The organism is Maribacter arcticus (assembly GCF_900167935.1).
Lineage (GTDB): Bacteria > Bacteroidota > Bacteroidia > Flavobacteriales > Flavobacteriaceae > Maribacter > Maribacter arcticus.
This window is the reverse complement of record NZ_FUYL01000005.1, coordinates 1-12,794: the sequence shown is the minus strand read 5'-3', so window position 1 is coordinate 12,794 and position 12,794 is coordinate 1. Positions and strand designations below refer to the sequence as shown.

The window sequence follows — 12,794 nt, the reverse complement described above, 5'->3', positions numbered from 1 at the left end:
AGGCAACTTTATATTTCAGGAACCCCTAAAATATAGGATATGGAAAAAATTACTTTAGTTAAAGAAATATACACAGAAGCGTTTAAAAATTGGAGAAGTTATATTCTTGAAAATTATTTTAAGATCTTCTCATGGTTATGCTTTGTGTTAATTGGATTGGCGATTTATGCTATAGTTTTTAGAATATCTACTGGGTTTACTTTTAGTAACATATAGATTATTTAGAGTAGCATATTTACTTTACTATGCTAAGTTCCTAAAACAACTTTGCAACACTTAAAGATTAAAATATAAAAAGGCCCAGGAGTTTCCTGAGCCTTTATTTTTTCAGTCAATTGAATTAATTATTTCTTCTCTTCAACGTTAAATTGAACAGACTTAAGTATCGCTTCCAATTCGAACATATAGTCTCTCTTCTTAGTCGCTGGTGCAAATACAAAGCCCTCTAATATTAGTTTACGATTGTTTTCTTTATCGTTTATAATATACGTTAAAAATGGGCCTGCCATTGGGTATGCAGACATTTCCCATATTCCCCTTACTTCTGCTGCTTTTTTGCCCGAAACCTCGGCAGGAAAGACATATGGTGTAAATGCCTTTTCTGTAATCATGTGATTATTTTTACCCGCAACATCACTTCCTTTAATATAAAGATTACCTATAGAATCGCGCATTCTAATGATGTCTCGCGCAAAAGTAGAATCGTTATGAAAACCATTCTCTGGCATTGTATAGGCAATAATATTCATGTTTCCTTTTTGAATTTCACGCGAAATCCAAACAAAATTATCTTCTTCTCGACCTACTCTATAAATAGAAGGAATCTTCATCGAAATTTTAAACTTATCTACTAACGCTTTTTCTTTATTTAATGATTTTTCAAATCGTTTTTGCGCCTTTGAAATTTCAAGTGTTTTGAAATCCTTAATAAATTCGGCTGAAGTCTTATTGATGTTATCAATAAGCTCTTGTTTGTTCCGCCCTTTTATAACTCCGATATTTTGTGGTTTAGAATACATATTAGATTTCATGTGGGCCACATTTAACGAATCTTCCATAACATATAGAACGGAGCTCGTGTTTCTAATAGATCCTGAAAAAATTTGTTGCGGAACTTGGGTAACACTAAATAGTGCTTCGTCCCAAGTTAGACCTTGTGCCGCAGCAGTATAATTTTCGCGTATTGCGTCGCCAACACTACTTTTCCATAACTCATTATCAATTACTACCGTTAGCGTATTCATTGCGCCTACTGATTCTGGTAAATAATCAGCTTTGCCCTCTTCCTTACAGGCAATTGACAACCCTAGAATTGCCATAAAACAAAGTAAAATTCTTTTTTTCATTGGTGTTTTAATTTACGAAGAACAGTCGCACAATTTAAGTTTTGTGCCTAGTTTTAAATTATTACCGCTAATACCGTTCCACTTTCGTAAATTTTCTATACTAACTCCAGGATATTTTCTAGAAATGGTCCATAGTGAGTCTCCACTTCTAACTTCATGCGTTTTTGAACTACTGGCTACACTAGACCTGGCTGGTGTTTCCCGAGGCTTAACAGCAATAGCGCCATTTTTTCTTGGGTAAATCGTTAATCGTTGTCCAATACGTAAATTATTACTTCGTAAACCATTCCATTGTTTAAGTTGGCTTACCCCAACTCCGTAACGTTCAGCTATCTTTCCAAGAAAATCACCGTCTCTTACTCTATATCGAATACTATTTTGTTCAGCTTGTTTTGTGATTTCTGAAAGCGGACTTTCCTTGCTTTTTAATTCTTCTTCTACATGTGCATAAATTGCCTCTTCATTTGCCACAAATTTTCCCATTTTATGCACAGGCAACCTCAACGCGTGAGTTTTACCTTTAACGAAAGGAATTACATCTAACTTATAGGAAGGGTTTAAGATTTTTAATTCCTCTTTATCTATACCGGTTAATTCTGAAATTTGGTCAAATGTAATTAGGCTTTTTACATGTATTGTATCTGTTTCGAAAAAAGCACGTTCTGCTCTTTTCGTTTTTAATCCGTGTTCCTCGGCATATTCAAAAATGTACATGGTAGCTTGAAAAGCTGGAACGTATCCTGCCGTTTCTCTTGGTAGGTTTCGTCTAATATTCCAATAGTTTCTCTGACCTCCGCTTCTACGTATTGCTTTGTTTACATTTCCTGGACCAGAGTTATACGCAGCAAGTGCCAAATCCCAATCATTATAAATTCTATATAATCTATTCAAATAATTACAAGCTGCCTCAGTTGATTTTATTGGGTCACTACGCTCATCAACATAACTGTTGATGTTCAATTTCATTTCTCTACCAGTACCATACATAAATTGCCAAAGTCCTGTTGCACCTACGCGAGATCTAGCTTTAGGATTCAAAGCCGATTCTACTATAGATAAATATTTCATTTCTAAAGGAATGTCATGATTATCCAATTGCTGTTCGAATAAAGGAAAATAAAATTGGCTAATGGTAAGCATACGCTCCATTAAATCTCTTTTTCTTGTAAGAAATGATTTGATTACGCTCTCTAAAGATGCATTATATTCTATATTAAAAGGTGTCTTTTCATTTAACCTTGCCAAACGCATTTTTAAGGTGTCGGTAGGTAAATCTAAAACGAAATCAGAGATTGTATCTAACTCCATCACTTCTTGATACATTTCATGAAAAAGAGGTGCTGCTTCTACAAGTTCTTTCATCCATAGGCTATCAAACTTGGCGGCCAATTCATTGTCCTCAAGATTGTAGGATGAAGATTCAGTAGGCTTAAACAGCACTAACTTTTCTTTTGGTGTATTCGCTAAATTCCCTATTCTATTAATAGGTGCTGCAGTAGATATTTGATTGTCTAAAGAATCATTGACAATGATTAAATTATCACTTATCGAATCTTTTACCGTAGTGTTCGAGTCTTTATTTTGGGCAGATCCCAAAATTGGAACTAAGGTTAATCCCAAGAAATAAAAACATTTGCAGGCTAATTTGTTCATAAGAGACGAGATTTGTTAACGGAACTAACGAAAATCGTACATTTTTTAATGAGAATAAAATAAATTCTCTTAAAATGCACAATTTTTCGTTATACCCCGTTTATCGATAACGCCTTTGCTACGCTAATATTGCAGCGATACCAGGTAAGGTTTTGCCTTCTAAACTTTCTAACATTGCACCTCCGCCTGTTGATACATAACTTACTTTGTCTTCAAAACCAAATTGTTTCACTGCAGCAACAGAATCGCCACCACCTACTAATGAAAAAGCTCCCTTTTTCGTTGCTTCATCAATATAGTTGCCAACTTCTATAGTTCCCTTTGCAAATTTTTCCATTTCAAAAACACCAATAGGACCATTCCATAGAATAGTTTTAGAAGCTAAAATCACCTTCTTAAAATTTTGCAATGTATCAGGACCAGCATCCAATCCTTGCCATCCATCAGGAATTTTATCTACATCTACCACTTGGGTATTTGCATTAGCATCAAAATCATCTGCTGCAATTACGTCTACAGGTATATGAATATTTACTCCTTTCTGTTTAGCCTTTTCAAGAATTTCTAAAGCCAAGTCCATCTTATCATCTTCACAAATAGAATCACCTACTTTACCTCCTTGTGCTTTAATAAAGGTATAAGTCATTCCACCACCAATAATCAAGTCATCAACCTTATCAAGAATATTTTCTATAATAGTGATTTTTGAAGAAACCTTTGCTCCACCAAGAATAGCTAAAACGGGTTTTTCACCGGTCGCCATTACTTTTTCTATGGCCTCTATTTCTTTAGCCATTAACAATCCAAAACATTTAGCTTCTGGAAAAAACTTAGCTACTATAGTAGTTGATGCGTGCGCACGGTGTGCTGTCCCAAAGGCATCATTAACGTATATATCGCCTAATTTTGAAAGTTTTTCTGCAAAACCCTCATCTCCATTTTCCTCTTCGTCATAATATCTTAGGTTTTCTAATAAAAGCACCTCACCATTTTTCAGTTCCGCTACAGCTTGTTCTGCTTTTTCACCAACACAATCATCTACAAATTTTACAGAAACGCCAATGATATCAGAAACAGCAGCACAAATATGCTTTAATGATAAATCTGGATTACGTTCTCCTTTCGGTCTTCCTAAATGACTCAATAAAACAGCACTACCACCATCTTCTAAAATCTTGATGATTGTAGGCTTTGCAGCTTCAATCCTATTTGTATCCGTTACTTCAAATTTATCATTTAAGGGAACATTAAAGTCCACTCTTATTAACGCTTTCTTATTTTCAAAATTAAAGTCATTCAATACTTTCATGTGATTATCCTTTTATTAATCAACAAATGTAAAGATTAATAATCTTGGGTTAAAGTGCTTACCGACTTAATTTATGCTCATTTCCTTTAATTTTGTTATGCTTTAAAACAACTATATTTGAAACCATGTTATTCAAAGATATTTTAGGACTTTCCCATATTAAGAATCACTTAGCTTCTAGTGCTGATGCAGGTCGTATACCACATGCGCAACTTTTTGTTGGACCAGAAGGTTGTGGCCTTTTGCCTATAGCATTGGCGTATGCACAATATATCATCTGCCAAAATAGTAATGGAGAAAATGTTGGAAAAAACGAAGCCTGTAACCTTAAGTTTAATTCTTTTGCCCACCCAGACGTTCATTTTGCTTTTCCTGTTGCTAATTCTGATAAAGTAAAATCTCATGCAGTTAGTAACCATTACATGAAAGAATGGCGAGAGTTTATTATAGAACAGCCTTATGGAAATCTATTTGACTGGTATCGACATATTGAAATTGAAAAAAAGCAAGGACAAATTGGTGTTGATGAAGCACAAGAAATTGTAAAAAAACTCTATTTAAAATCTTACGAAGGTGGCTATAAGGTGATGTTGATTTGGATGGCTGAAAAAATGAATACAGCCGCTTCGAACAAACTATTGAAGCTAATTGAAGAACCGCCCGATAAAACTATTTTTCTTCTTTTATGTGAAGATGAAGAACAAATAATACAAACCATAAAATCGAGATGCCAAGTGGTTCATTTTCCACCATTGGCTGAAGAAGCTATTGCAAATGCTTTAATAGAAAAAGGAGCCGCGAAGCCAGAAGCTATGAAATTAGCACATGAAGCGAACGGTAATTTCAACAAAGCTTTAGACTTGTTGAACAATGACTCTGAAGATTTAGTCTTTGAGAATTGGTTTGTACAATGGGTTCGTAGTGCCTTTAAGGTAAAAGGTAATAAAGCCGCAATTCATGAATTATTACTTTGGAGCGAAGAAGTTGCCAAGACAGGTAGAGAAACGCAGAAGAATTTTCTACTTTATTGCATTACCGTAATGCGCCAAGCTTTAATGATAAATTACGGTGCAGAGGAACTCGCTTATTTAAAAATACATGCAGAAGGATTTCAGTTGAAAAAATTTGCGCCATTTGTACATGAAAATAATATACTAGACATAACTAAGGAGCTTGAAGATGCTATATATCATATAGAGCGAAATGGAAATTCAAAGATTATTTTCACCGACCTCTCTATCAAGCTAACACGATTATTGCACAGAAAAAAAGCCGAACTTAAATAAACTATCATGAAAAACATTTTAGATCACGCAACCGAGATTTTACTTTTATTGTTTTTAATCATTACTTTTCTTCAAAGTGGTTTTGACAAAATTTCTGATTGGAATGGAAATGTCTCATGGCTAAAAGAACATTTTTCTAAAACACCATTTAGAAACATAGTGCCCTTAATGGTCGGTATAATTTTAGTTGCAGAAGTTGTTGCTGGGATACTTTGTTTAGCGGGTATGTATCAACTTATCTGTAACGGTGATACTTCGTTCGCTTTTTATGGTGCAATACTATCTTGTATAACGTTACTCATGTTACTCTTTGGGCAACGTGTAGCAAAAGATTACGAAGGCGCAAAAACCATTGCGGTGTATTTTATACCCTCTATTATATTGGTATTTCTATTGCAGTCATAGTAATTAGGGCTATTAGAATTTAATGGTCGCTAAGCGTGTTGAAGACTGACGATACAAATTGATTCTAAATAAAAAACCCTCCTAATTAGGAGGGTTTTTTTTAGAGGCATCGAGCGGATTCGAACCGCTGTACAAGCTTTTGCAGAGCTGCGCCTAGCCACTCGGCCACGATGCCCTTTTTTAAGCGATAGCAAAAATAAACAATTATCCTTTTCCAATGGTCATAGAAACCCAATAAAATAAAGGAATATTGTTAATTTGAAATTTAGAAAATATTTACTCTCTGTTCAAATTTAATGATACCGTTACTTTTTCAACATCACCGTTTATAGGCGGATTTATTTTTGAAACGGAAACCATTGATTTTTCTACAGATGGAAGTTCTAAAAATATTCGATCAATAATTCTTTTGGCAACGTGTTCTAAAAGTTTAGAAGGTATTGCCATTTCTTGTTTGACAATTTTGTTAATGTGAACATAATCGACCGTGTCTTTTAACTGATCCGATATCGAAGCTTTCAATAAACTCGTTTCAACAGACACATTCACCAAATAATCACTACCAATATTGGTTTCTTGCGGCAAACAACCATGATGCGCGTATGCCTTTATATTTTCTAATTGTACTTTACCCATAATTCATGTTCTGGAGAACAAACTTAATCAATCTCAAGAAAGGTTTAATAAGTACAACGACAATTACTAATGCCTTGAAATAAATCTACCCCTAAAGTAACTACATGAGTTCCTGAACTATAGCCTAAAAGTTCGTTTAGAATAACTTGATAAGAATATCCGAAGTAAAAATTACTCTTCTTTAAACCTGCTATAGGAGCAATATAAAGTGGGTTACCAATTTGGTCATTTAAAAAACGATAATTAATCCCCGCATAATAATAATCTTCAAATTCGTAAAACCTAAATTTCAAATTCAAATCGGTTACGGAACGACCATCACTTTCAAATAACTGAAAGAAAATAGAAGGTTCTACTTCTACCTTACTCGTTCTTTTCTTCATGTACCTATACCCTGTATAAACATAGTAGTTTCTAAGTCTATTCGGCTCATAAATAGGGTTAAAATTACTTAAATCCTTATCTAATATATTCGACGCATTTACACTAAAGTAAAACTTGTCGAACCGATAAAGCATACCAACATCAAAGTTATGATTCGTGGTTGCCCTATCATCTGTTACCGATGGATCTAAGGCATCAAAATTCTGAATATCAATTCGAAACTGATTAAAATTATAGGAAAGTCCGAAAGATAAAAACTCGTCATCATAACGATCTAAGGTAAGGTGGTGCGCAAAAGATAGTCTTGCACCCCGTTGCTTTGTTTCACCGTTACTATCGTTATATAATAAAGTTCCTATACCCGATTTTTCACCAATTCGCATATCTGCAGCAAGTGACTGGGTATCTGGCGCATCTTTAATACCTACCCATTGTGTAAGGCCATTAAGACGTATTTTCACATGGTCACCAATACCAGCATATGTCGGCGACATCACAAACGGATTATCTGCAAGGTATTGCGATAACTGGGGTATGGTTAGCTCCTGCCCTTTTACGGCAAAGGCACTAATAAAAAATGCCAAGGTCAATAGACTGTTTCGCATCATCTTTTTAGGTAAATTATTAACGATATAAGGTAAAGTGACCAACAAATTCTCTTTCATCTCTTTCTCCATTCAATTTGATTACATACCAGTAGTCTCCTGTAGGTAATTCTTTGCCAGAGTATAAACCATCCCAACCTTCTGAATCTGTCGATTGTTCTGAAACTACTCTACCATAACGATCAAATATTTTTATTAGTATTTCTGGAAATTGTTCCATGTTTCTTGGTATCCAAAAATCGTTCTGTCCATCGCCGTCAGGGGTAAAGAAATTAGGCAATTCAATGTCAATGAATTCCATAAAAATATTTGCAATTGACTCACAACCATTTTGATCTACAACACGAACTTCATATGTATCTGTTCTAGTAATGTAAAAGGTATTCTTATCACCATTATCGATATCGTCGAAGTAGTAGGTATATTCTTCTCTTCCGCCTTCTGCGATAGCCGTTATCTCATTCATGTTACGTTGTTCTAAACTTAGCGTTAACGGGTCAAATGCCTCTATTACAAAGTCAATAGTCTGTATACAACCATTTTCATGAGCGATTGTAATATAGTGGCTACCAGGCGCTGTATTTCTGAAATCAGGATTCAATTGTAAGTCGGACGGATCAACAGAATCTATAGCATATAATATGTCACCTATAACACTATCATCTTCTAGCGTGATATTCACATAATTACTTGGAGTATCACCTGAACATTCATAAATCGGTTCAATAGTCGCATTAAGGTTTACACCTCTTTCTATTTCAACAACTACGTTGGTGTCGCAACCATTTGCGTCTTTAATAATGATAATATATTCACCAGAAGCCATGTCAAGGAACTCAGTTCTATTTAATACAAAATCTGCATCATCACTAGAATTCAACGCTGTACTATAAGGAGCTGTTCCGCCACTAATTTCAAGAACTATCGTGCCATCTTGACTATCTACACAAATTTCTGGTGTAGTTTCTGCAGACACCACTAAACTTGCCGGTTCTGAAATAGTGTATGTTAGATATTCGAAACAACCATTTTGGTCTTGTGCGATTATCGTATACTCACCAGGTTCTAGATCTGTGAATGTATTATTATCAAAGAACTGGTTCAAGTTAGGAGAAATCGCATACTGGAAACCTCCAGCTCCACCAGATAATGTTACTGTAATCTCACCATCATTTTCACCTGCACATGTTACATCTATTACACTTTCAGTATAAGAAAGAGGTGTAGGCTCGACAATAACTACTTCTTCAGATGCTGTTGTACAATCTTGACTTATTACAGTTACGTAATATGTTCCTGCTCCCAAGTCTCTAAATACGCCTTGTGACTGAGGACCTGCAATACGTGATCCCACAGCTAAAGAACTATTTGTAAACAATTCATATTGATAGTTTCCTAAACCACCCTGAGCCGTTGCAAAGATAATTGCTGTGTTTTCACCGGTACAGTTCACTGAAGCGGCAGTTTTATCAACAGTTAAAATCAATGGGGCTATTTCTGTTTCAGTAATAGCATTTGAAATTACTGACTCACAACCATTAATTGCATCACGAACATAATATTGATATGTGCCTTCTTGGAATATTCCTGTTTCAGGCAATCCTAATGGATTACTTGTCATTGGCAAGAAGTTTATATTATCAACACTATATTCATATGTGCCGCTTCCGCCAGTTGCCGTAAGTTCAAATTCAGCACCTGTTGAACAGGTTAAAGGATCCGTTCTTAACAAGCTAGCCTGTACTTCTGTAGGTTGTGTAATTTCAACAGTATTTGTAACCGTATCACAATCCCAACCATCAACAACTGTAATGCTGTAAATACCAACTCCTAAATCATTAAAATTAGGGTTGTTTTGTGCTCCTGTAGTTGATGTTATCGTTGACCCAGTTGCGTCGTAATAATTTAACTGATATCTATAAGTGCCACTACCACCACCTGTTACAATTGCAGATACTGTAGCACCTGTATCACCGAAACAAACTAAGTCAGTAACCAATGGTGTAGCATTAGCTACAATTGGCGTTGCTGGAGTCATTGTTTCTGTATAATTAACGATACAACCTGAGTTGTCGGTAATGCTAATTGAATAATCACCCGCTGAAAGATTGGTAAATAACCCTTCTTGAACATCATCCATAGAATAACTATCTCCAGTTGTGGTATTAGTTAACACAATATCATATGGCTTGTAACCCCCTTGCGGAGCTACTCGAATTTCACCTTTATCATCTGAACAAGTTGCTTCCGCTACTATTGTAACCGCTCCACTTAAAGGTCTGTCTGGAGATGAAATAGTAACAATATTTGTGTCTTCTGAACATAAGGAAACTGCAGTCTCTGTAATACGAACAAAGTAATTGCCTCCAGAAAGACCATTTATCGGTCTTGGGTTTACACTAGTATTTGATGCAGTTGACGCTACAACTATGTTTCCTGCTGTATCAAAAACTTCGTAATTATAATCACCACTATACCCATCTATATTAATAGTTAGACTTCCGTTTACTTCACCGAAACAAGTAACCGCTGAGGTTGCAGTAGCTGATGCCGTTATAAAATCAAACGGTGCAATGGTATAACTAGCTGTATTTACATAACAACCTGTATCTAAATCGGTAACTCTAAATACATAAGAACCAACAGCACTAAGTTCGAATGTAGCAGATGTAGCCGTGGTACTAACTAGCGTACCAGTACCATTTCCTAATGGTAACAGTTCATACCCATAATTATGCACTAAGCCATTATCTACCACTGAAATAATTACAGTTTCATCATTAACACATGTTATTTCAACATCCTGTGCTACAGTTGCTGTGAATGTATTTAAAGGCTGAACTATTACGGTATCAAACGTTGTACATCCTTTAGCGTCTTTCACATATACATCAATAGTTTGCGCACTACCGTTATCTGTAATGTTGAATGTATTAGATGCTTGGAAAATTACATTATCAATACTATATAAATATGGTGCTGTTCCAGTACCTACACCAGCAGTTGCCGTAACTCTTGCGGTGTTAACACTGTTACTTGGTGAACAACTGAATTCTGTTGCAACCGCACTAACCGTTAATTCGATTGGTTGAGTAATGGTTTCATTCTTAATGCCCTCACAACCTCTACTTGAAATTATTTTTACTTGATAATCTCCAATACTTAAACCTGTGAACAAAGCATTGTTCTGTGGCCCAGCAATCGGAGTAACCAAATCAGCAATTTCATATAATTCATATTGGTATGCAGGATTCACATTCGTAGCTGGGTCAATATTCGCCCTAATACTACCATCGTTACCCCCAAAACAACTCACGTTTACAATTGTGGCATCTAATAAAACTGGGTCTACAGGAGCGTCTAGCACTTGTGTTACCGTTCTTTCGCAAACAGGATTTGTCGTATCATTATCTCTAACAAGAATAGAATATGTACCTACCTCTGTTAAATTTGTAAATACACCCGTTATTTGTGTAATAACACTTCCTAAAGGAGTAGTCATTATAAACTCTAGGTTCGTTGAACCTCCATTTACATTTACGGTAATCTCACCACCTGGTGTAACTGTACAATCAATAGATTTTACGACTGTAGTAGATACATCCATCTGTTGGTATAATACTTCTGTAAGCGTTGTGAAATTACAACCCCATTGATCTGTAATAAGTACTTCATAACTACCAGCTCCTAGTCCAGAGAATACTCTTGTGTTCTGAGGTGCGCGGAAATTGGTTCCGTCCATAATCAATTGGTAGGTATAGTTGCTTCCCTGTCCGCCAGTTGGTAAAGACACTTCTATTTCACCCTGTAGGTTGGTACAGTTTTCTTGGTTCACTTGTATCGTTGCCGCTATTGCAGTTGGTACATCAAGTACAATGTTGTCCTGAATTAATCTTTCACAACCCTGTGCATCACGTGCCCATGCTTGGTACGTACCTGCTACAAGCCCCGTGAACGAAGCGCCCGCTACATAATCCGTTGGTAAGGTAGGTGCTACGGTATCAACAAAATACGTGTATCCGCCCCATCCACCAACAACATCGATGATTGTTATGCTTCCATCATTGCCTGGTACACAAGTAATATCAGTAACCGCAGTTGCTCCACTAATGTCAGCATCAGGTCCTGCAATATTGAAATATTCAACATTTGTACAGAAAGGATTATTTGCTTGTGATATAGAAACATAGTATTCACCTACGCCCAAGTTAACAATTGGCGTAGGACCGTTGGCAGCTTCTGAACCACTAGTAACCGAAGTACCATCTGTTAAGAAAACTTCCCAATCGAAACCGGTAGTATACGTTGCGTCTACAAGTTCGAAGGTCACTTCGCCCGTAGCCGTTCCGAAACATACCACATCGCTCGTCTTAACAACATCGATGGTAAAGGTGTTCGGCTCTTCTATTCTCGCCGAAGTCGTAACGATACAACCTGTATCGGTATGTCTTACCAAGAAATTATAATTTCCAGCAGACAAGCCACTAAACACATTGGTTGGTACATACGTTGTACCATTATCGATACTGTACTCATATTTAGTATTGTCGCTAGCCGTAGATGTCGCCGTAACCGTAATTACACCATCACTTCCTGGTGTACAGGTAACCGTAGTGGTCACTGCTGCCGTAGCACCTGTCATCTCATCAAAAGGAAGTACCGTTGCCGTGGTGCTACCTGAACAGCCTTTATCATCATATACGTTAATTGTATACGTATCGCCAGTTCTGTCGGAAACAGTAAGTACGTTCGACGCACCTGACTGAACAACCGTAGCACCGCCATCTACAAACTCATAGATTACATAATTACCACTACCGCCAGTGATGGCAGAACCGTCAATAGTTATCGTCGCATTATTAGGATTGTTGCCTACACTACAACCAAACTCCACAACTGAAGCAGTAAGGTTCAATATCTCCAATGGCTCAACGATGATTATACCTGTAATGGTTGTTGGACAACCATTCGTTCCCGTTGCAGTAATACTATATGTGTTAGGTGGCAAATTCTCAAACGTATTGCTACTAGCATTGAACGTTCCTGCTGCAGGAGATATCGTAAACGTTAATGGATTAACACCATTTTCAGTCTGTGTCAATGTAATAGAACCATCGTTAGATCCAAAACATGTAATATCTATATGCGTTTCATCAAAATCTGGTACTAT

9 protein-coding genes and 1 tRNA gene are annotated in these 12,794 nt (G+C 36.3%); 3 read left to right on the top strand and 7 right to left on the bottom strand.

What is annotated here, in order from left to right; all coding sequences use genetic code 11:
* Positions 1–39: 39 nt before the first annotated feature.
* A complete protein-coding gene (locus tag B5X55_RS19210; protein WP_317042700.1) occupies positions 40–216 on the top strand; it encodes a DUF6747 family protein in 177 nt (58 codons plus the stop codon).
* A gap of 128 nt (positions 217–344) precedes the next feature.
* Here the strand turns inward: B5X55_RS19210 and B5X55_RS08885 are convergent, their stop codons facing one another.
* The 3 genes from B5X55_RS08885 to B5X55_RS08875 all read right to left on the bottom strand — a co-directional run bounded on the left by B5X55_RS08885 (position 345) and on the right by B5X55_RS08875 (position 4,308).
* A complete protein-coding gene (locus tag B5X55_RS08885) occupies positions 345–1,346 on the bottom strand; it encodes a DUF4837 family protein (RefSeq protein ID WP_079512274.1) in 1,002 nt (333 codons plus the stop codon).
* A gap of 12 nt (positions 1,347–1,358) precedes the next feature.
* Entirely contained in the window at positions 1,359–2,999 is a 1,641-nt protein-coding gene (locus B5X55_RS08880) for a LysM peptidoglycan-binding domain-containing protein (RefSeq protein WP_079512273.1), read from the bottom strand.
* 118 nt (positions 3,000–3,117) lie between these two features.
* On the bottom strand, positions 3,118–4,308 hold the full coding sequence (locus tag B5X55_RS08875; protein WP_079512272.1) for a phosphoglycerate kinase: 1,191 nt from the start codon (positions 4,306–4,308) through the stop codon (positions 3,118–3,120).
* A gap of 125 nt (positions 4,309–4,433) precedes the next feature.
* On the opposite strand from B5X55_RS08875, the gene B5X55_RS08870 reads away from it, so the two are divergent.
* Positions 4,434–5,594, top strand: a complete 1,161-nt coding sequence (locus tag B5X55_RS08870) for a DNA polymerase III subunit (RefSeq protein WP_079512271.1) — start codon at positions 4,434–4,436, stop codon at positions 5,592–5,594.
* A 6-nt stretch (positions 5,595–5,600) separates the two neighbouring features.
* Complete coding sequence (locus B5X55_RS08865) at positions 5,601–5,999, top strand: DoxX family membrane protein (RefSeq protein WP_079512270.1); 399 nt, start codon at positions 5,601–5,603, stop codon at positions 5,997–5,999.
* A gap of 104 nt (positions 6,000–6,103) precedes the next feature.
* Here B5X55_RS08865 and B5X55_RS08860 read toward each other — a convergent pair.
* The 4 genes from B5X55_RS08860 to B5X55_RS08845 form a co-directional block, all read right to left on the bottom strand.
* Positions 6,104–6,174 (bottom strand) — tRNA-Cys (locus B5X55_RS08860).
* A gap of 101 nt (positions 6,175–6,275) precedes the next feature.
* Positions 6,276–6,635 carry a dihydroneopterin aldolase gene (folB, locus tag B5X55_RS08855; RefSeq protein ID WP_079512269.1) on the bottom strand — a complete coding sequence of 120 codons (360 nt, stop codon included), beginning with the start codon at positions 6,633–6,635 and terminating at the stop codon, positions 6,276–6,278.
* Positions 6,636–6,679: 44 nt separating this feature from the next.
* Positions 6,680–7,627, bottom strand: a complete 948-nt coding sequence (locus B5X55_RS08850; protein WP_449405329.1) for a PorP/SprF family type IX secretion system membrane protein — start codon at positions 7,625–7,627, stop codon at positions 6,680–6,682.
* Between the two features lie 16 nt (positions 7,628–7,643).
* A partial coding sequence (locus B5X55_RS08845) for a T9SS type B sorting domain-containing protein (protein WP_143814450.1) occupies positions 7,644–12,794 on the bottom strand: 5,151 nt, incomplete at its 5' end.